General features: G+C 47.4%; 16 protein-coding genes and 1 pseudogene. 4 read left to right on the top strand and 13 right to left on the bottom strand.

The genetic code is table 11. The annotated features are described in order from the left end of the window. Positions 1–31 precede the first annotated feature (31 nt). Entirely contained in the window at positions 32–1,171 is a 1,140-nt protein-coding gene (acdA, locus tag V6D44_RS07290; RefSeq protein WP_253268636.1) for an acyl-CoA dehydrogenase AcdA, read from the bottom strand. Continuing rightward, entirely contained in the window at positions 1,168–3,285 is a 2,118-nt protein-coding gene (locus V6D44_RS07285; protein ID WP_333516384.1) for a heterodisulfide reductase-related iron-sulfur binding cluster, read from the bottom strand. Before V6D44_RS07285 ends, acdA begins: the two co-directional genes overlap by 4 nt. A 154-nt stretch (positions 3,286–3,439) precedes the next feature. Between V6D44_RS07285 and cls (V6D44_RS07280) the strand changes: the two genes are divergently transcribed. From cls (V6D44_RS07280) to V6D44_RS07270, 3 genes are all read left to right on the top strand, one after another. Continuing rightward, positions 3,440–4,636: a cardiolipin synthase gene (gene cls, locus V6D44_RS07280; protein ID WP_087992723.1), complete on the top strand. Its 1,197-nt coding sequence runs from the start codon at positions 3,440–3,442 to the stop codon at positions 4,634–4,636. A 12-nt stretch (positions 4,637–4,648) separates the two neighbouring features. Continuing rightward, entirely contained in the window at positions 4,649–5,611 is a 963-nt protein-coding gene (uvsE, locus tag V6D44_RS07275; RefSeq protein ID WP_333516383.1) for a UV DNA damage repair endonuclease UvsE, read from the top strand. Between the two features lie 79 nt (positions 5,612–5,690). After that, positions 5,691–5,963, top strand: a complete 273-nt coding sequence (locus V6D44_RS07270) for a hypothetical protein (protein ID WP_010328953.1) — start codon at positions 5,691–5,693, stop codon at positions 5,961–5,963. A gap of 42 nt (positions 5,964–6,005) precedes the next feature. Here V6D44_RS07270 and V6D44_RS07265 read toward each other — a convergent pair. From V6D44_RS07265 to V6D44_RS07225, 9 genes and pseudogenes are all read right to left on the bottom strand, one after another. Beyond that, positions 6,006–6,107 (bottom strand): annotated as a pseudogene (locus V6D44_RS07265) (dihydrofolate reductase); the annotation flags it as partial. Positions 6,108–6,126: 19 nt separating this feature from the next. Further along, positions 6,127–7,854 carry an ABC transporter ATP-binding protein gene (locus V6D44_RS07260; RefSeq protein ID WP_202327918.1) on the bottom strand — a complete coding sequence of 576 codons (1,728 nt, stop codon included), beginning with the start codon at positions 7,852–7,854 and terminating at the stop codon, positions 6,127–6,129. 87 nt (positions 7,855–7,941) lie between these two features. Next, positions 7,942–9,444, bottom strand: a complete 1,503-nt coding sequence (cls, locus tag V6D44_RS07255) for a cardiolipin synthase (RefSeq protein WP_087992726.1) — start codon at positions 9,442–9,444, stop codon at positions 7,942–7,944. A 98-nt stretch (positions 9,445–9,542) separates the two neighbouring features. Further along, positions 9,543–10,172, bottom strand: a complete 630-nt coding sequence (locus tag V6D44_RS07250) for a YitT family protein (RefSeq protein ID WP_087992727.1) — start codon at positions 10,170–10,172, stop codon at positions 9,543–9,545. 130 nt (positions 10,173–10,302) lie between these two features. Next, a complete protein-coding gene (gene narI, locus V6D44_RS07245) occupies positions 10,303–10,974 on the bottom strand; it encodes a respiratory nitrate reductase subunit gamma (RefSeq protein WP_087992728.1) in 672 nt (223 codons plus the stop codon). Continuing rightward, positions 10,971–11,525, bottom strand: a complete 555-nt coding sequence (gene narJ / locus V6D44_RS07240; RefSeq protein WP_087992729.1) for a nitrate reductase molybdenum cofactor assembly chaperone — start codon at positions 11,523–11,525, stop codon at positions 10,971–10,973. Before narJ ends, narI begins: the two co-directional genes overlap by 4 nt. 25 nt (positions 11,526–11,550) lie before the next feature. Then, the gene (narH, locus tag V6D44_RS07235) at positions 11,551–13,014 is read right to left on the bottom strand and encodes a nitrate reductase subunit beta (RefSeq protein WP_087992730.1); all 1,464 of its coding nucleotides are present in this window, start codon (positions 13,012–13,014) and stop codon (positions 11,551–11,553) included. Next, a complete protein-coding gene (locus tag V6D44_RS07230; protein ID WP_333516382.1) occupies positions 13,004–16,690 on the bottom strand; it encodes a nitrate reductase subunit alpha in 3,687 nt (1,228 codons plus the stop codon). Before V6D44_RS07230 ends, narH begins: the two co-directional genes overlap by 11 nt. A 220-nt stretch (positions 16,691–16,910) precedes the next feature. Beyond that, positions 16,911–17,387: a Crp/Fnr family transcriptional regulator gene (locus tag V6D44_RS07225; RefSeq protein WP_202327914.1), complete on the bottom strand. Its 477-nt coding sequence runs from the start codon at positions 17,385–17,387 to the stop codon at positions 16,911–16,913. A gap of 143 nt (positions 17,388–17,530) precedes the next feature. On the opposite strand from V6D44_RS07225, the gene V6D44_RS07220 reads away from it, so the two are divergent. Then, positions 17,531–18,250 (top strand): YwiC-like family protein, encoded by a 720-nt coding sequence (locus V6D44_RS07220; RefSeq protein WP_253268642.1) that lies wholly within the window; start codon positions 17,531–17,533, stop codon positions 18,248–18,250. Between the two features lie 33 nt (positions 18,251–18,283). On the opposite strand, the gene fnr is transcribed toward V6D44_RS07220, so the two are convergent. Then, positions 18,284–19,000: a fumarate/nitrate reduction transcriptional regulator Fnr gene (gene fnr / locus V6D44_RS07215; RefSeq protein ID WP_333516381.1), complete on the bottom strand. Its 717-nt coding sequence runs from the start codon at positions 18,998–19,000 to the stop codon at positions 18,284–18,286. A gap of 99 nt (positions 19,001–19,099) precedes the next feature. Further along, positions 19,100–20,287, bottom strand: a complete 1,188-nt coding sequence (gene narK / locus V6D44_RS07210) for a nitrate transporter NarK (protein ID WP_333516380.1) — start codon at positions 20,285–20,287, stop codon at positions 19,100–19,102. Positions 20,288–20,331: the final 44 nt, after the last annotated feature.

Raw genomic sequence — 20,331 nt, 5'->3', positions numbered from 1 at the left:
CAAGAGTGATCCGCCTGACAGATGTTTTGCGTCAATCCGCGAGCATTCTGGAGATGACTAGTCTTTGAATTTCTTGAGTGCCTTCATAGATTTGCGTGATCTTCGCATCACGCATATAACGTTCAACCGGATAATCTTTTGTATAGCCGTAGCCGCCGAAGATCTGCACGGCTTCGGTCGTCACCTTCATCGCCGTATCCCCCGCCAGCAGTTTGGACATGGCGGAAGCTTTTCCATATGGAAGGCCTGACGATTCAAGCCATGCCGCCTGATAGGTCAATAGCCTTGAAGCTTCTGTCATTGTAGCCATATCCGCGAGTTTAAAAGCGATGCCCTGATGCTCGGCGATTGATTTGCCGAATTGCTTTCTCTCTTTTGCATATTGAACCGCCGCATCAAGCGCCCCCTGAGCGATGCCTACGGCTTGAGCGGCAATGCCGTTTCTGCCTCCGTCAAGCGTCTTCATGGCGATTTTGAAGCCTTCCCCTTCTTCTCCTAGACGGTTTGCTGCGGGCACAACACAATCTTCGAATGTGATTTCCGTTGTCGTAGACGAACGGATGCCCATTTTCTTTTCTTTCTTGCCTGCAGAAAATCCTTCGAAATCCTTTTCTACAATAAAAGCGGAGATGCCTTTTTTCTTTTTCACGGGATCCGTGACTGCAAAAACAATGTAAATATCCGCGATCCCGCCGTTTGTAATAAACACTTTGGAGCCATTTAACACATAGTCATCACCGATTCGTTCAGCAGTTGTTTTCATGCCGCCGGCGTCAGAACCGGACCCCGCTTCAGTCAAAGCGAAAGCGCCGATCTTCTCTCCGAGGGCCAGCTGTGTTAAGTGCTCTGCCTTCTGTTCTTCCGTCCCAAAGGCAAAGATCGGCCAGCTGCAAAGAGAGATATGGGCGGAAAGCGTCACACCGGTGGAGGCGCACACTTTTGACAGCTCCTCCACCGCGATGACGTAGGCCAGATAGTCACTTCCGATTCCTCCGTATTCTTCAGGCCATGGAATTCCCGTCAGCCCTAAATTCGCCATCTCCCGAAACAGCTCGTGATCGAAGCGTTCTTGTTCGTCGCGTTCTGCTGCTGACGGGGCCACCTCATGCTTCGCAAAATCGCGCACCAATTTCCTTATCATCTCGTGTTCTTCTGACAATGAAAAATTCATTGCTTCTCCCCCATTTTCTTATCAGCGCCTAAGGCAGATTGGGCCAGAAGCTCTGCGACATCATACGTTTTGACCCGGTCTTCGGCTTCTTTTGCCTTTGTGCCGTCCCCAAGCATCGTGAGACAGTACGGACAGCCGGAGCTGATCACCGATGGGGTGACCGCGAGCGCTTGCTCTGTTCTGGCGACGTTAATCCTGTTACCCGTTTCTTCCTCCATCCACATTAACCCTCCGCCGGCGCCGCAGCACATGCCGGTTTCCCGGTTTCTCTCCATTTCAATCAGCTGCACGCCCGGAATGGCTTTCAAAATCTCCCTCGGCGGATCATAGACTTCGTTGTACCGTCCCAAGTAGCACGAATCATGGAAGGTAATCGTCTCTTGAAGAGGGTGCTGCGGTTTTAATTTCCCGTTCTTCACCAGCTCAGCCAATACTTCTGTATGATGAAAAACCTCGCCTTCAAATCCGAAATCCGGATATTCGTTTTTAAATAAATTGTATGCGTGTGGGTCAATCGTAACGATTTTTTTAACATGATTTTTTTCAAATTCAGAGATATTCTTTTCAGCCAGCTCTTGGAACAAAAATTCATTACCGAGGCGGCGCGGCGTATCCCCTGAATTTTTTTCTTTATTGCCGAGGATCGCGAAGGACACGCCCGCGTGATTGAGCAGCTTGGCAAAGGAGACCGCGATTTTCTGGCTTCTGTTGTCGTAAGACCCCATGGAACCGACCCAGAAAAGGTACTCAAATTCCTTTCCCTCTTTTTTCATTTCTTTTACGGTCGGAATCTCGGTATCCGGCGCCGCGTCACGCCAATTTTCACGTTCCTTGCGGTTGAGTCCCCACGGATTTCCCTGCCGCTCGATACTGGTCATAGCGCGCTGTGCGTCACTGTCCATTTTCCCTTCTGTCAGCACAAGGTAGCGGCGGAGGTCAATGATTTTATCCACATGTTCGTTCATGACCGGGCATTGATCCTCACAGTTTCTGCAAGTCGTGCACGCCCAAATTTCTTCCTCTGTGATGACATCGCCGATCAAGCTCGGATGGTATTCAAGCGCGGCGGCGGCTTCCTGCGATCCGCTTCCTGATGAGGTCGCCGCCAGCTGATTGCCTTTCGTATGCCGAAATGCTGCCGCGGGCACCCATGGCGAGCGTGAGGTGACGGCGGCGCCTTTTTCTGTGAGATGATCCCTGAGACGCAAAATCAAGTCCATCGGCGACAGCATTTTTCCGGTGCCTGTTGCCGGACACATATTGGTACAGCGGCCGCACTCAACACACGCGTACAGATCAAGCAGCTGGGACTGCCTGAAATCTTCAATTTTTCCCGCGCCGTAGCTTTCTTTCGTTTCATCGGTAAAATCTATTTTTTCAAGCTTTCCGGCAGATTCCATCCTATTGAAAAAGACATTGGCAGGGCCGGCGATTAAATGGGCATGCTTTGACTGCGGCACGTATACCAAAAAACTCAGCAAAAATAGAAGATGCATCCACCATGCGATATAGAAAATCACCGCCGCCCCTGTTTCTCCTACTCCGCCAAGCAAAAACGCAATACCTGATGCAATCGGCTCGCTCGATGAAAGCCCATGCCCATGCCAGATCAGATTCATCCCGTTTCCAAGCAGAACCGTCAGCATTAATCCTCCGATAAAAATGAGAACAAGTCCTGCTTTGAAGCCGCGTTTCAGCCTGACGAGTTTTTCAATATAACGTCTGTAGAATGCCCAGACCACAGCGATTAAAATGAGAAACGTAACGATTTCCTGAAAAAAGGTGAAGGCGGGATAGACAGGGCCAAGCGGCAGATTCCGATCGGGAGCCAGTCCTTTAATAATAAAGTCAATTGCTCCGAACTGAACCAATATAAACCCGTAGAAAAACATGACGTGAATGATTCCGCTTTTCTTGTCCTTCAGCAGTTTTTTCTGTCCGAATACATTCACCCATATGGCGCGAAGCCGTTCCCTGATCCGATTATCAAAATGTTCTTTCTGCCCGAGTCCGATGTAGGCCAGTCTCGTTTTGACCAAGTAGACAAACAAATAAACAGCGTAAGCGGTTACAACCAGAAATAACAATGCATTTGCGATGAGAAAGCCGCTCATTCCAATTCCCCCTTTTTACTGATAAAGACCGCGATCCCCTACCTCCGAATCTGTATAAGATTACCTTTATGATAAATAATGAATGAGTGTTCAGTCAATAATTAAATTCCCGCTGTTAGGGCACACTACCCTTACTACAGAAAGGAGTGCCGGGATGAAGATATTTTTCGTGATTCTTATCATTGGCATTATACTATTGGCTTTCATACTGTTTGATATCTTCATGGGGCGTGCCGTTTACAAAAAAAACGCGTACGAGCCTGTTTTTTCAAAAAAGAAGAGTGATATCGAATTGATCCACTGCGGTGCTGATCTTGTGGAACGGATGATGAAAGATATCAGCCAGGCCGCTTCCTCTGTTCACGTGATGTTTTTTATTATGAAAAACGATGAGGTCAGCCACAATATGTTTACGCTGCTGAAAACAAAAGCCCAAGCCGGTGTTTCAGTTTATTTGCTGCTGGACTGGTCCGGCTGCCAAAAAATCAAAAAACCGGCGCTGGAGACGATGAAAAATGCCGGGGTTCATGTGCATTTTCTGAACAAACCTCGTTTTCCTTTTTTCTTTTTTCATATGCAGAAACGGAATCACCGGAAAATCGCTGTGATAGACGGAAAAATCGGTTATATCGGCGGGTTTAACATCGCTGAGGAATACCTTGGAAAGAAGGCGAAGTTCGGCAATTGGGAGGATTATCATCTGCGTATGAAAGGAGAAGGGGTGCATGATCTTCAAACGCTTTTCGCTTCCGATCTGAAACGAAATACCGGAATCGAACTTGGCACGGATGTTTGCCCGGATCGTCCGCAAGGGAATATCTCTCATAAGATTTATGCGACTGACGGTTATTCTCTTGAAAAAACGTATTTGGCAAATATCGTGCAGGCAAAAAAACGCATTACCATTTGTACACCGTATTATATTCCGACAAAACCGCTTCAGCAGGCCTTGGTCAAAGCCAGAAAAAACGGTGTAGCTGTTACGATCATCGTGCCGATGAAATCAGATCATCCGCTGGTCCGAGAAGCAGCTTATACCTATTATTCGGAGCTCTTGGATGCCGGCTGCCTGATCTACCGTTTTTATCAGGGGTTTTATCATGTGAAAGCCCTGATCATTGACGATCATTTCAGTATCATCGGAACCGCCAATTTTGATCAGCGAAGCTTTTTTTTAAATGAAGAAGTGAATGTTGAAATCGATAATGAGGCATTTACAAAAGAAGTCTATGCCACGATTGAAGAGGATATGAAAAGGTCGGAGCTGCTGACAAAGGAAAATTTCAAAAAGCGCACGTTCAGGCAGCGTCCGGCGGAATGGCTTGGCAGAGCATTATCTTATTTTTTATAAAGGAGAGTTCCTATGATTTTCAGATTCGGGTTCGTTTCAAACGCGATGAGCCTTTGGGATGCGTCTCCCGCTAAAACACTGACATTCGCGCGTTATTCCAAGCTTGCAAAGGATGAAAGACAAGAAGCCCTGCTGTCCGTAACAAAAGCCAATTTGCAAAATACACTGAGAACTCTTCACTATATCATCGGCCACAGCATTCCTTTGTACCGTTTTTCCAGTTCGATTGTTCCGCTGGCCACGCATCCCGATGTCATGTGGGATTTTGTAACACCGTTTCAAAAAGAGTTTCGGGAGATCGGGGAGCTTGTCAAAACACATCATCTGAGAACAAGCTTCCATCCAAACCAATTCACCCTGTTTACTAGCCCGAAGGAAAATGTCACAAAAAATGCGGTAACCGATATGGCGTATCACTACCGCATGCTTGATGCCATGGGCATTGCTGACCGCTCTGTTATCAACATTCATATCGGCGGCGCTTACGGAAATAAAGAAACTGCCATTGCACAATTTCATCAAAATATAAAGCAGCTGCCTAAGGAAATCAAACAGCGGATGACGCTTGAGAATGACGATAAAACATATACGACGGAAGAAACGCTTCAGGTTTGCGAACAAGAGGACGCTCCATTCGTCTTTGACTTTCATCATTTTTACGCCAATCCAGATGATCAAGCTGACCTGAATGAAGCACTGCCCCGGATGATCAAAACGTGGGAGCGGATTGGGCTGCAGCCGAAAGTTCACCTGTCCTCTCCAAAATCGGAGCAAGCCATACGCAGCCATGCCGATTATGTTGACGCCAACTTTTTGCTGCCGCTGTTGGAACGCTTTAGGCAATGGGAAACCAATATTGATTTCATGATTGAAGCAAAACAGAAAGACAAAGCGCTTCTCCGCCTGATGGATGAATTAAGCTCCATCCGCGGTGTCAAACGCATCGGCGGAGGCACACTGCAATGGAAATCATAAATGTGCATTATCAGGTTTAAGGTTCGTCCGCCCTGGGAACATACGCTATATAAGACAACAATGATGGAGGAGAAAGAACATGAAAAATATCAAGTCTCTAAAAGTAGCCGCACAGGCATTTACTTTAAGAAATTTGATTCATCTTTATAAAATGTGCCATTCCGGCAGCCACGAGGTCTATATTTATTCGAAGAAAACGATGTGCAAAATCAAAAACTTAATTGAGCTTGAGACGTTCCGCATGGCTCATGATGAGAAAGAATATCTCATTGTAGTGGAAGGCACAAAAGCGTCCCAGCTGGTTGAAAAGTTTCAAAATATCATCGAACCTGCTGAAAAAGAAGCGCTCTGACTTACATATAAAAAGGATAGACGTCGATGTCTATCCTTTTTCTTATGATCTTACATAATGAAGCTGAACCGCCTGTCCAAATTGTTTCAGCCCTTTTAACCGCAACTTTTTTTCATATGTTAACTCGTGAAACAGCGGGATGCCTAGACTGGAATAATATTTTCTAACCCTGCACCATTTGCCCGAATTGCGCCTGATGCAGCCTGCTGTAAAGACCGCCGGCTTCAATCAGGTCTTGATGGCGCCCTTGCTCTTCAATTCCGTTCTTTGTGACGACCACAATTCTGTCCGCGTCTTTGATCGTCGCCAGCCTGTGGGCGATCACGAGCGTGGTGCGCCCCTCGGACAATTCTTGCAGCGCCTTTTGGATCGCCGCTTCTGTTTCTGTATCAAGGGCAGAAGTCGCTTCGTCGAGAATCAAGATCGACGGATTTTTCAAGAACATCCGCGCAATTGACAGACGCTGCTTTTGCCCGCCGGAAAGCTTCACGCCCCTTTCACCGATGATGGTATCCAATCCATCCGGCATGTGATGGACGAGCTCTTCCAGATGCGCCCGCTTCACAGCCTGCCAGATTTCCTCTTCTGATGCGTCCAGACGGCCATATGCAATATTCTCTCTAAGCGTGCCCGAGAACAAGAAAACATCCTGCTGCACGACGCCAATCTGCCCCCGCAGTGAAGACAGCGTCATGTCTTTTATGCTGATGCCGTCGATCGTAATGTCGCCCCCTGATGCTTCATAAAAGCGCGGAAGCAGACTGCAAAGCGTTGATTTTCCCGCGCCTGACGGACCGACGAACGCAACTGTTTCCCCCGCTTGAATGGATAGGTTTATGTCATCGAAAACACTGTGATGGTCGTCATAGCCAAACGAAACATGTTCATAGCGGATATTGCCCCCCAGAGCGGAAACATCTCTCGCATCAGGAGAATCCTGAATATCCGGCTCTGTCTCCATCAGTTCCATATAGCTTTTGAAACCGGCGATTCCCCTTGGATACATTTCGATAATGGCGTTAATTTTGTCAATAGGCCTGAACAGCACGTTCGTCAGGAGCACAAACGCCACGAATTCCCCGTACGATAAGGAACCGCGAATGACAAACCACGTTCCGCACAAAAGGACAAACAATGTGACAAACCGAGTCAGCATGTAGCTGATTGAACCGTTTTTCGCCATAATTTTGTATGAGGAAAGCTTTGTGATACGGAAACGCTGATTGTTGACGGCGAAGCGTTCTTTTTCAAACGCTTCATTGCCGAACGCCTGCACGAGCCGGATGCCGCCGATATTATTTTCCACACGCGCGCTGAAGGCTCCGATATCTTTGTTCAGCGCGGTAAACGCTTTGGTCATTTTTTTGTTGAAATAAAGCGCGAGCCATATGACAATCGGCATGATGATAAACGTTAGTAATGCCAGCTGCCAGTTAATAAACAGCATCACCCCGAACGCCCCGAGAATGGTCATGATGGCAATGAATAAATCTTCCGGGCCGTGATGGGCAACTTCGCCGATGTACATTAAATCGTTCGTCAGCTTCGACATGAGCGTTCCCGTCTTGTTGTTGTCGTAAAATTTGAATGAGAGCTTTTGCAAATGGTCAAAAAGCGATTTTCTCATATCGGTCTCGATATTGATCCCGAGCATATGCCCCCAGTATGTCACGATATACTGGAGAGCCGAGCTGAGCGCGTACACCGCAAATAATCCGATTGAAGTTGCAATGATCAGGCCCCAGTCCCTGCCCGGAAGCAAGGTATCAATAAAATAATTGACGATCAAAGGAAAACTCAGCTCCATTAAGCCTCCCGCGATCGCCGAAAAAAAGTCGAGAAAGAACAACGTTTTATATGGTTTATAGTATGAAAAAAATTGCCGCAGCACCCTATCTTCCTCCAATGCATAAATAACTGATAATTTTTCTCAATTATACTATACACTGTCTGTATTTAAAGATCAGATTTCTTTTTCTTACAGAACGCCTGAAAATAGACGGGCAAAGGATTCTTTTGTCCGGTCGGTCACCCCTCTTTTGTAAAAGGCGACAGGGGTGAGTTTTTCACTGTCCAGCATATCCTCTTCAAAATGATCTTCAAGGGTGCGTATCGCTTCGGCATCCGTGAAGAACACGTTCACTTCAAAGTTGAGCTGGAAGCTGCGCATGTCCATATTCGCTGTGCCGACCGAGGCGAGATCACCATCAACAATCATCACCTTTTGATGCATGAAGCCTTTTTGGTAGGAGTACACTTCAATGCCCTCAAGAAGCAGCTCCGGGAAATAGGATCTCGACGCGTATTGCGTCAAAAAGCTGTCGTTCGTCTCCGGCACCATGACCCTTACTTCTACTCCTTTTGTCGCCGCCGCTTTCAGCGCCGTGCGAATGGACTCATTCGGGACAAAATAAGGCGTGGCGATCCAGATTGATTTTTGGGCTGAAGTAATCATTTCATAATAGAGGTCGCTCATGCTTTCCTTCATGTCGGGGCCTGTCGCGACAATTTGATATATGCCCCCTCCCTCCACGGGAACAGGCATATTGTACTTCTCTTGATCTATTAACACTTCACTGGAGACGTATTCCCAATCCAACATAAAGATGGCGTGAAGCGTTTGCACAATTTCTCCTTCCAGCCGGAGGTGAGTGTCTCTCCAAAACCCGATATACGGATCTCTGCTGATATACTCCTTCCCGACATTTAATCCGCCCACAAAACCGATTTTCCCGTCGATGACTACGATTTTCCGGTGATTTCTGAAATTCAATTTTTGGTTGAAAAACCCGTATTTCAGCGGAGAAAACGGAACGATGTCCACTCCCGCTTGTTTCATTTTCATGATATCTCTTCTTGCCAGCTTGATGCTTCCTGCGGCGTCGTATAAAAACCGCACCTCGACACCTTGACGCGCTTTTTCCATCATAATGTCCATCATGCCGCGGCCGAGCATGTCCGACTTGAACATGTAGTATTCAATATGTATATAAGATTCCGCTTTCCGCATCGCTTTGAAAATATCGGGAAAGGTTTCTTCGCCGTTTTTCAGCACTTTGATATCGCTTTGCGTATTGATATTCATATGGGCAGCCCTGATGGAATACGTAAAGAACCTTTCCTGATTGTCCTTAAGACCTGTCACTTCAGGCGTTTCCTCCCTGTCAAACAGCTTCCTGAGCTTTTCCCGGTTGTACATTCGTTTTGTTTTAAAAAGCTTTCCCTTCACATAAAGCTGTCCGGAAAACAGATAAAACATGTAGCCGATGATAGGAAAAAAGACGAGAATGTGGATCCATAACAGCGTGTGCTGCGAGGTGCGGTTTTCAAGAATTAACGAATAGATGCTAAACAAAATAATGCTGACATAGCAAAGCAATCCTCCGTAAAACTCAAGCCTGGAAACCGGAAAAAACCATATGACATATGCCCCGATGAGCATGATATATAAAAAGAAAAATTCCAGTTTCCTTTTCAGCATCCTCACTCTCTCCAATCTGATTCAATTACCTCCTTATACCTCTTTTCCCTAGTCTGTAAACCTTTCAAAAAAATCCCCTCCGCACGAGGCGGAAAGGCTTAAGATGATGCTTCCTGTGATTGGCCGGGTGTGATGTTCCGGAGTAACCCGGGCTTGAGTGAATAGCTGCTTTTGATTTTATTTTTGAAGAAGCCGACGATCAAACCCGTCGCTGCAATCGACACTAGGGAGAAGAGGCCTTTCAGCAATCCGACGGAGAAAATGCCGGCCAGCACTACGCCAAAATCGAAGAGAAAATTAACTGTACCCGGATTCCATCCGTAGCGCTTTTGCAGAAATAAAGCGAGAATATTGGCGCCCCCGAGCGATGCCTGATGATAAAACATGAGTGACAAGCCAAACCCGATCAGCGTCCCGCCGCAAATCGCCCCGGCAAGCGGTGAAAATGAGACAGACGGCAGCCAATGATCCGCGCTTGTAAACAGAGTCAGCGCTGTGACTGCAAATACAGTGGATAAGGTGAATGTGATGCCCATTCTGATGAGAGAAAATACATAAAACGGAATATTGATCAGAAAGAAGATCATGGCAAACGAGGAATGAAACAAGTATGACAGGCTTAGTGACAATCCGGCTGTGCCGCCGGTTAATACGTGAGAATGTCTGAGTGTCAGAACTCCGGCGCTTGTGATAAGACAAGCAGTTAAAATGAGTAAAATTCGTTTCATTCTTCACTCTCCTTTTTTAGATGATGTCATTTCCACCTACAAACATAACAGGATACCCGGCCGCCCAGCCATTGCCTTGGCAGAAAATATCTTATGTTTTCAAAAAATCCCCCTCTTGCAAGGGGGATTTTCACGAGCGTTTCCGATACACGACATAGCTTCGTGTCAGATATTTGAGTGGGAGACTGAACACGTGAACCAGTCTCGTAAACGGCCACAGGATAAAAACGACGTATCCGATTATGATATGAAGCTTAAACCATAGCGGGACATTCTCCATCAAAGAGGCGTCAGGCCTGAACAAAAAAATCTCCCTGAACCACGGTCCGACTGTTGTCCGGTAGTCAAATCCTTTCGAATCAATGTTGAGAAATGTGGCGGCAAGGCCCGACAGCATCATAAACAGCAGCAGAATAAGCGTAAGGATATCCGATGGCGAGCTGGTTTTGCGGATTCTTTTGTCAAACAGCCTTCTGTACGTCAGGATGAAAAGTCCGGTACATGCCGCGATTCCGGCAGGCAGGCCCGCGCCAATCGCCATTTTGTGATACACATGCTCTGAAATGCCAATGGAAGCGTACACGGCTTCCGGGATCAGAATGCCCATGACATGCCCGCCGATAACGCACAGCATGCCCCAGTGAAAAAGGGTGCTGCCTGCCGCAAGTTTTTTCTTTTCTAACAGCTCGCTTGATTTCGCGGTCCAGCCAAATTGGTCATGCTGATAGCGGTAAATATGGCCGCCGATGAAGAACGTCATGACAATGTATGGCATCACGCCCCACAGGATCTGCCCGCTCATGGCTGAACAGCCCCTTCAACGCTTTCACGCACGCCGATATTTTCCAGCGCGGCCAGTAGCACGTGCAGCAGCTCCGCATAGATACTGGCATTTTTTTCGAGGCGGGATGCCAGTTCCCTCACATTGGACAAATACTTTTCAAACACGCTATTCGCAGCTTCAATCTCCGCAACCGCGGCAAATTCCAGCATAAGCGGGAGATAATCAGGCAGCTCTTTGTCTGTCGGCAGGAAACCGGATTGCTGGTAGGTGTTTTTTAAATGCAGCAATTCAATGCCGCGTTCCCTTTGCTCGCCTGAGTTAAAGTAGGTGACGTACATATTCGTTTTTTTCCCGAAGTCGAACGTATAGACATAGTGTTCAATCAGCGCTTTATGGGAAAAGCTGGCTGACGCCTCGAAAAAGTGCAGCAGCAGCTCCCGGATTTGCCGGTTGCCGATTTCATGGGTAAGAGCCTTCCAATCGGGAAGCTCGGCTCTCCACTCTTCGTCTGGATAAGACAGAAGACAGGAAAGAGCGGAGAACGTGATTTGCCGGTCTGTGGTGTTCATCTTGTTACACCTCATTTATCAAAAATTAAAAACAAGAGCCGGGGCCGCCTGAAAATGATAAGCCGCAGCTCCCTTGTTCAGCGTATAAATCAGACACTTCTTCTCGGTGGCTGCTTGGAATCACAAAGCGATCATCATATTTTGCAATCGCAAGCAGCCGATACATGTCTTCAATTTGCTGTTCTGTTAAGCCGACGCTGGAGATCAGTGCCGGGTCGATGGATTTATTCGTCTGGACCGCTCTCATATACTGGCGCATGACAGACATTTTCTTTAACGTTGACCGAATATGATCCGTATCACCAGCCGTTAAAAGCTGCGCCAAATAGTCAATCGGAATTCTCATTTGGTCGATAGCCGGAAAAATATCTTCCGCAGATTGCTGGCTGCCTTTTCCTTCAAAGAGATTCATAATCGGGCTCAGCGGCGGAATGTACCAAACCATCGGCAGTGTGCGGTACTCAGGGTGAAGCGGCAGCGCAATCTTCCAGTCAATGATCATTTTATAGATCGGCGATTGCTGAGCAGCCTCTATCCATTCAGCCGGGATGCCTTGTTCTTTTGCCAGCTTGGCAACCTCAGGATCATTCGGATCAAGAAAAACGTCCAATTGGGAATGGTAGAGATCCTTTTCATTTTCAACAGATGCCGCTTCCTCCACTTTGTCCGCGTCATACAGCATGACGCCGAGGTAGCGGATTCTGCCTACACACGTCTCGGAGCAGATGGTCGGCAGTCCAGCCTCCAGACGCGGAAAGCAGAGGGTGCATTTTTCCGCTTTGTTCGTTTGCCAGTTAAAATAGACTTTTTTATAAGGGCAGGATGAGACGCAATATCGCCATGAACGGCACGCGTTTTGATCCACAAGCACAATGCCGTCCTCCTCGCGTTTGTACATGGCGCCTGACGGACAAGAGGAAACGCACGCCGGGTTGATGCAGTGCTCACAAATACGCGGCAGATACATCATAAAGACCTCATCGAATTCTGTTTTGATTGATTCCTCCATCTTTTGCACGTTTGGATCTTCAAGCCCTGTAATATGGCCGCCTGCGAGGTCATCCTCCCAGTTCGGGCCCCATTCGATATTCATGAAATCCCCCGTCAGCGACGATTTCGGGCGCGCCACCGGCTGGTGTTTTTTCTGCGGGCTGTTTGTTAATGTTTCATAATCATAGTTCCAAGGTTCATAGTAATCATCAATCGACGGCTGGTTTGGGTTATAGAAAAGGCCTGCAAGCCGATTCGTTTTCGGGCCGGATTTCAGCTCGAGCTTTCCTTTTTTCAATGTCCAGCCGCCTTTATATTTGTCCTGATCCTCCCATTGCTTCGGGTAGCCGATGCCCGGCTTTGTTTCTACATTATTGAAGTACATATATTCCGCACCGGCACGGTTTGTCCACGTGTTTTTGCAGGTGACGCTGCACGTGTGGCAGCCGATGCATTTATCCAAGTTCATGACCATACCGATTTGCGCTTTAATCTTCAAGCCAATCGACCTCCTTCAGCTTGCGGATGACGACGTTCAGGTCGCGCTGATTCCCTGTTGGACCGTAATAGTTAAAGCCGTAGCTGAGCTGGGCATAGCCCCCGATCATCTGTGTCGGCTTGACGTGAATCCTTGTCGGGCTGTTGTGGGTGCCTCCGCGGTTATTCGTCAGTTTTGTGCCGGGTACGTTGATGTGGCGGTCCTGGGCATGGTGCATAAACGCCATTCCTTTAGGAATCCGGTGAGACAGAACCGCTCTCGCGACGACAACGCCATTTCGGTTGAAGCATTCAATCCAATCGTTGTCCTTGATATCCGTGTCCTCAGCATCATCTTTATTCATCCACACGGTCGGCCCGCCGCGGAACAGCGTCAGCATCGGTAAAGAATCGAAATACATGCTGTGGACGGACCATTTATTATGCGGTGTCAAATAATTAAGGACGATTTCTTTGCCCTCTTGATCTGGCCGCTTGCTTAGAAACGGACGATGCTGGAGGATCGGTTTAAATGTTGCCATCGTTTCACCGAATTCCATCATCAGTTCATGATCGACATAATAAGATTGTCTGCCGGTCAGTGTTCGCCACGGGATTAATTTTTCTACGTTCGTCGTAAACGGCGAGTACCTGCGTCCCCCTTTTTCCGAGCCGGTAAATGCCGGAGACGTGATGACTGTTTTTGGCTGGGCTGTAATTTGTTCGAACGTAAAGCATTCTTCCTCCCGCTCTTCCGCCAGGTCTTTCAGCTTCAGGTTTGTGATGTTTTCAAGTGATTCCCAGGCTTTCACAGCGACTTTTCCATTTGAAGTGGACGATAAGGTTAAAACTGCCTCTGCCGCCTGCTTCGCTTCACTTATATTCGGACATCCCTTGGCAACGCTGTCCGTTGTGATTTCTCCCAGTCTCTTTTTGAGTGATTCATATTCATCGGCTATCGACCAGCTCATCCCTTTTGTTCCGCTCGGTTTTAGGGCGGCTTGAGGACCCAGCGCTGTCATTTTGGCGAAAATTTGTTTATAGTCCCGCTCAACAACATGGATGTTCGGCATCGTTTTTCCCGGAATGGCTTCGCATTCGCCCTTGCTCCAGTCTTTGATTTTGCCGAACGGCTGGGCCAGTTCCTGCATGGTGTCGTGAAGGAGCGGCGTGGCGACCACTTCTTTCACCGGCTCCATATCGACTTCTTCTGCCAAATCGGAAACGGCTTTTGACAGTGCTTTGAAAATATCCCAGTCTGACTTCGATTCCCACGGGGCCGAGATGGCCGGAGCAAAAGGATGAATAAACGGATGCATATCTGTGCTGCTGAGATCATGTTTTTCATACCATGTCGCCGCCGGAAGCACGATATCGGAATAGAGTGCCGTACCGGCCATTCGAAAATCGAGATTGATTAACAAGTCGAGTTTACCTTCCGGTGCCTGCTCCCGCCATTTGATTTCTTCAGGGCGGATGCTGTCGCTGTCGTCATTCATTAATCCATTTGTCGTCCCCAGCAGATGCTTGAGAAAATATTCATGCCCTTTTCCTGAACTCGAAATCAGATTTGCCCGCCATACGAAGAGATTCCTCGGGAAATTGGCTTCATTGTCTGGATCTTCAATCGCGAATTTCAGCTTTTTCTCTTGAAGCTGTGAGGCCACGTACGCACCAACGTCTTCAGGTGTTGCTGCTCCTGCTCTTTCAGCTTCTTTGTATAGGTCAATTCCGTTTTGATTGAATGTCGGATAAGACGGCAGCCACCCTAATCGCGCTGCCAGCACATTGTAATCGGCATGATGCTTGTAGCGGGATGACGCAGCGATCGGCGAAGCCAAGTCACTGATCGGCTGGTCCTCGTATCGCCACTGGTCTGTTGCAAAGTAGAAAAATGAGGTGCCGTTTTGCAGCTTGGGCACGCCCTCCCAGTCCTTTGCATTTGCAATCGTCTGCCACCCTTCAGCAGGGCGGAGCTTTTCCTGCCCCACATAGTGAGCCCAGCCTCCGCCGTTTACACCTTGGGCGCCTACCAGTAAAACAAGATTTAACACCGCCCGGTAAATCGTATCGGAGTTGAACCAGTGGTTAATCCCCGCTCCTACGATAATCATGGACCGGCCGTCTGTATCGATCGCATTTTGGGCAAACTCTCTGGCAATCTTCATGACGGCTTCTTTTTTGATTCCTGTCATCTTTTCCTGCCAGGCAGGCGTGAAAGGCTCAGGATCATCATAGGAGACAGCTGATTGTTCGCCGATGCCCCGGTTCACGCCATAGTTGGCCAGTATCAAGTCAAACACGGTCGTGACACAAACCTCTTCGCCGTTCAGGTTCAGTTTTTTTAAAGGAAGATCCCGCTCAAGCACTTTGTTTCCGTCATCTGAAAAATACGGGATGCGCACCGTGCCGATTTCGTCCTCTATTCCGAGTACAGAGAGACGGGGTTCTATCGGTTCCCCGGTTTCTTCATCGATCATGTGCAGGTTCCATTTCTGCTGCCCGTCCCAGCGGGAGCCCATTGTTCCTTGCGGTATGGCAAATGTGTTTGTCTGTTCATTCCAGACCGCAGGCTTCCACTGGTCATGCTCTGTCTTGCGGCCAATGTCCTTCGCATGCAGAAACCGCCCCGCTGTGTATGCGCCATTTTCTTTCGACAGGGTGACGAAAAATGGAAAATCCGTGTATTGCTTCGCATAGTCAATGAAACGTTCCGTCTCTTGGTTCACGTAAAATTCCTGCAAAATGACGTGACCCATGGCCATTGCAAGCGCCCCGTCAGTCCCTTGGCGGATACTCAGCCAGTCATCCGCGAACTTTGAGGATTCCGCAAAATCCGGACTGATCGAAATGACCTTCGCGCCTTTATAGCGGGCCTCAGCCAAAAAATGCGCGTCAGGTGTTCTTGTTAACGGAACGTTGGAGCCCCATGTGATGATATAGCCTGAATTGTACCAATCACTGCTTTCCGGAACGTCTGTCTGGTCACCCCAAATTTGCGGGGATGCCGGAGGAAGATCCGCATACCAATCATAAAAACTGAGCATAGGGCCGCCGATTAAAGACATAAATCGGGAGCCTGAGGCGTGGCTGAGCATGGACATGGCCGGAATCGGAGAAAAGCCGACATTCCGATCTGGACCGTATTTCATGACTGTATAGAGCAGAGAGGCTGAAATCAGCTTCAGTACCTCCGGCCATTCAGCGCGCACAAAACCGCCTTTCCCTCTTGCTTTTTTATAAGACTTCGCTTTTTCAGGGTTTTCAACGATTGATTTCCAGGCTTCCAATGGATTTTGATGAGCCTGCAGAGCTTCACGCCATAAATTGATCAGCACACCGCGCACGTATGGATATTTCACACGGAGCGGGCTGTAGATATACCAAGAAAAACTGGCCCCCCGCGGACAGCCTCTCGGTTCAAAATCAGGCATATCAGGGCCTGTTGATGGATAATTCAAGTTTTGTCCTTCCCACGTGACAATTCCGTTTTTCACATATATATTCCAGCTGCATGACCCCGTGCAGTTGACACCGTGGGTGGAGCGCACGACTTTGTCGTACTGCCATCTGTTTCTGTATACATTCTCCCAATCGCGATCTTCGCGGGTCGTTTGGCTATGTTTATTTGAATGGTGTTCAATAGGAGAGAAATAGTTTAATCTCCTAAACAACGGACTCATTTTCTTTTTCTTCATGAGCGTTCACTCCTTCCGAGTCACAGGTGATGCTAAGTTCACTATAAACAGAGACAGCGTGTTTTCTTGTGAACTATGTCACACACTCTGCTTTTTTCACAAAATGTTCACACTGAGAAGAAGGAACAGACTTTCACAGGAAGTGATGAGGGCGGCGTTCAGGCAGGACACCTGAGTCATTAGCCGCTTTTCATTCAAAGATCAAAAAAACCGGTTCTATTTAAGAACCGGGCTCGGCGTTTTTATCTTGTGATGTATGCAGATAACGCAAAAATAGTTGATAGGAACAAAAGACATTTTGCTGAAGTACCGCCAAAAAATTCATTTGCAGCTGTGGGTTGTAAGTCATCATTTTTTTAAATATATAAAAAGGGATTTTGAGAATAAGAATGTCCGAAGAGGCATTGACTGAAATAAAAGGCGATAAATACAGCCCGCCTTTTTCATCAATCGGAAACACATCGCCTTTTTCCCACAGCGCAACGGTTTTCGATCCTTCAGGGAGCCTGCTGTCCATCAAACGGACACTGCCTTTTAATACAATATAAACGGATTGAGAATGAAGAAAGGATGAAGCATGATCAGATGAGCCGCCGATAAACGTCCCGTTTTTCAGCAAAGTTTCGACAATGGATAGAGGCACTTCATTAAACATAGGGAGTTGTTTCAGAAACAATAAATAGTCACACTGATTCATAGGAAAGCCTCCTGTGCTAAGGATAGCTTTAGTGTAGCTCGATTGAGCCTGTACGGCAGTGATGTATTTCACAGCCTGTATGATGTATGTCACTTATCGGGAGAGTGACTGCATTTATAATGAAATAAAAAAGGAGGATTTCGATGAAGGCGCTGATTCCGAAGCAGCACGGCGCATGGGCGATGCTGCTGATTCCATTTTTGCTTGGGATGGTCAAGGGAGGTCCCGTTTTCTGGCATCTTCCGCTTTTCCTAGGCTTGCTTTTCCTTTACTTGATGGTCTGCCCCATCACACTCGCCATGAAGAAGAAACAGATTAAATCCTATCAAAAGTGGATATGTTATTACGGTGTTCCGGCCTGCTGCTTTTTGATGATCCCTGTCTTTTATAAGCCTGCGCTCATCTGGGTTGGCGTTTCTCTATTTCCGCTTTTTCTCATTCATACGTATTATGCCCGCCGAAAAAACGAACGAGCCCTAGTGAATGATATTGCGGGTGTCTTGTTCTTTTGTTCAGGCGGGCTTGCGAGCTGCTGGCTGGGGGCGGGAACCCTTGACGGCTGGGCTTGGTTTATTTTCTTGCAATCTGCTTTATTTTTTATCGGGAGTTCTTTTTATGTAAAGTCGGTGATCCGGGAGAGAAAGAACAGGTTTTTTGCATACTATTCATGGGGATATCACCTGCTGCTCCCCTTTTTATCCGCTCTTCTCGGAGCAGGATGGGCATTTCTTGCTTTTATCCCAAGCAGTTTGCGGGCATGGTTTTTTCACGGAAGGGATTGGCCCGCGAAAACGATCGGCATTCTGGAAATCGTGAATGCCTGCTTCTTTTTTGCTGTTATGTGTTTGTTTATCACTAGATAAAAAACCAAGGACCGCCGGCGGTCCTTGGTTTTTTCAGTCAATATTGCAAATCTCCAGCGGACAATTTTCACACTCGATCTCGCATCGTAAATAGTCCCGCTTGTGCAAAATAATTTTTCCGGATTCGTCTATCGAAATCACCCCTTGTTTGCGGAGGTCTCCGAGCATACGATTGACGCTTTCCCTTGCCGCCGCGCAAAACTTTGCCAAGTCTTGATTTGTCAGCGCGATGTTAATCAGAATGCCGTCGCTTCGTTCCACCCCGTAGCTGTTCGATAAACGGATAAGAGTGGAGTAGAGCGCCCCCTTTTTGCCGTGAAGAAGCAGATCCCTGATTTTAGACTGGATTTTCCGAAGGTGGGTGCTCATCCATTTCATAAATTCAAATGTCAAAGCACCGTTTTGGATTAATTCCTTTTCCAGCTTGTTTTTATTAATGACGAGCACCTCGCCATCCTCTAGCACCTTTGCACTGAGCATATATCTCGGTTCTTCAGTGAAAAGTGTTAATTCCCCGACAATATCATTTTTTTGGCAGATTCTAAGGGTCAGATCTTTTCCGTCAGATGTCAGTTTGCCGATTTCAATGAGTCCTGATTGAATAAGATATAGCTCTTCTGCATCCATTCCTTCCCGAAACAAATACGTGTGTTTTTCCATTTTTCTTTTCGTACTGATCGATTCCAGCAATTCATGCAGATCGCTGGAAAGAAGATCACTATCAGATGGTCGGACAGAGAGAAAATTCATGAGCTCACCTCGAAGAAAGTCACGTTGCGTATGTTTATTGTAACGTGAATTGTTTTGCACCCATCGAGAAAAAACTAACAATCTTGTGAATGACCAGTGTTAGCTGACGCTCTGGCTGTTTCTCTCCGTGTGCATTTTCATTCTTTCTTGCCAATACATCCAAATGACAAGGACAAAGCTGGCTAACGCTACTTCCGAAAGCGCCATAAAGCCGATCGCGTATTGGCCTGTTGCCTGAAATACACTCGCCAATATCAACGGAGGGAAAAAACCGCCTAATCCCCCCATGGCAGACACAATACCATTGGCAATCCCCGCTTGCTTTGAAAAATAGAAAGGCACCAGTTTAAAAACGGTTCCGTTTCCTATACCTGAGCAGACCGCCACCGTTATTGACCCAAACGTATAAAGGCCGATCGTCGGCGAGAACGATAAGATAATGCCTGATAATGTAAGTCCCGCAAAAACGAACATCAGGATGCGGAGCGGGCTCAATTTGTCAGCCAAGAATCCGCCCGCAGGCCTGAGCAGCGTGGAGACGGCAATAAAGCCGGCCGTCCGCAAACCGGCGTCCGCAGGATTAAGACCAAAGTGCGCTACCAGAAAGTTCGGGAGATAGATGGTGAAGGCGACAAAGGCGCCAAACGTAATAAAATAAAACAGGCTTAGAAACCAGAGGACGTGATTTCGGTAAACGGTTTTGATTTGAGCTTTTACGGAAACATTTACTTTCTTCTCATGCCGATCGCCAAACAAAACGTGCAGCAACGCGAAAACAGCCAGCAGAACCATATACATTTGCACGGTTGCTTTCCATCCCGCAGTCTGGGCGATAACCGGCGCCGCAAATGTGGTAATCGCGGTTCCGATGTTTCCGGCCCCGTAAATTCCATTGACGAAACCGTGCTTTTCTTTCGGATAATACTTCGGAAGGGATGTCACCCCAATGGAGAATACTGCCCCCCCGATCCCTAAGAAAAAACCGCCTGCGATTAAATCAAACAAAGAATCCGCGATACTGATCCAAAACACCGGAAACAAAAGCAGGATGAAGCTGATCATAAACATCAGCCGCGCGCCAAACCTGTTCGTTAAATACCCTAAAGGAATGCGGAGAAGCGACCCGAGGATCACGGGAATCGCCGTCACTATAGAAATCTCGCCTTTGCTTAAATGAATATCTAATGTGATTTGGCTAATGAGTGATGAAATCAGCACCCAAACCATAAATCCTGCCACCAAGCTTAATGACTGTAACGATAATTGAATATGTTGACGGTTGAACATTCGGCTTGCTCCTTTCAATGATTCAATAATCAGTCCTATCATAC

It is taken from the genome of Bacillus sp. 0209A, from assembly GCF_036765095.1.
Lineage (GTDB): Bacteria > Bacillota > Bacilli > Bacillales > Bacillaceae > Bacillus > Bacillus subtilis_G.
Note: the sequence above shows the minus strand (reverse complement) of the source record. Positions and strands in the feature narration are given on the sequence as shown.

What these genes read in the sequence shown, in the direction of transcription:
- V6D44_RS07250 (WP_087992727.1), bottom strand. Translation starts at nt 10,172, where the DNA reads ATGAAACGAATTTTACTCATTTTAACTGCTTGTCTTATCACAAGCGCC.
- V6D44_RS07230 (WP_333516382.1), bottom strand. Translation starts at nt 16,690, where the DNA reads ATGAAGAAAAAGAAAATGAGTCCGTTGTTTAGGAGATTAAACTATTTC.
- cls (WP_087992726.1), bottom strand. Translation starts at nt 9,444, where the DNA reads ATGCTGAAAAGGAAACTGGAATTTTTCTTTTTATATATCATGCTCATC.
- V6D44_RS07220 (WP_253268642.1), top strand. Translation starts at nt 17,531, where the DNA reads ATGAAGGCGCTGATTCCGAAGCAGCACGGCGCATGGGCGATGCTGCTG.
- narJ (WP_087992729.1), bottom strand. Translation starts at nt 11,525, where the DNA reads ATGAACACCACAGACCGGCAAATCACGTTCTCCGCTCTTTCCTGTCTT.
- V6D44_RS07225 (WP_202327914.1), bottom strand. Translation starts at nt 17,387, where the DNA reads ATGAATCAGTGTGACTATTTATTGTTTCTGAAACAACTCCCTATGTTT.
- cls (WP_087992723.1), top strand. Translation starts at nt 3,440, where the DNA reads ATGAAGATATTTTTCGTGATTCTTATCATTGGCATTATACTATTGGCT.
- narI (WP_087992728.1), bottom strand. Translation starts at nt 10,974, where the DNA reads ATGAGCGGGCAGATCCTGTGGGGCGTGATGCCATACATTGTCATGACG.
- narK (WP_333516380.1), bottom strand. Translation starts at nt 20,287, where the DNA reads ATGTTCAACCGTCAACATATTCAATTATCGTTACAGTCATTAAGCTTG.
- V6D44_RS07285 (WP_333516384.1), bottom strand. Translation starts at nt 3,285, where the DNA reads ATGAGCGGCTTTCTCATCGCAAATGCATTGTTATTTCTGGTTGTAACC.
- fnr (WP_333516381.1), bottom strand. Translation starts at nt 19,000, where the DNA reads ATGAATTTTCTCTCTGTCCGACCATCTGATAGTGATCTTCTTTCCAGC.
- acdA (WP_253268636.1), bottom strand. Translation starts at nt 1,171, where the DNA reads ATGAATTTTTCATTGTCAGAAGAACACGAGATGATAAGGAAATTGGTG.
- V6D44_RS07270 (WP_010328953.1), top strand. Translation starts at nt 5,691, where the DNA reads ATGAAAAATATCAAGTCTCTAAAAGTAGCCGCACAGGCATTTACTTTA.
- uvsE (WP_333516383.1), top strand. Translation starts at nt 4,649, where the DNA reads ATGATTTTCAGATTCGGGTTCGTTTCAAACGCGATGAGCCTTTGGGAT.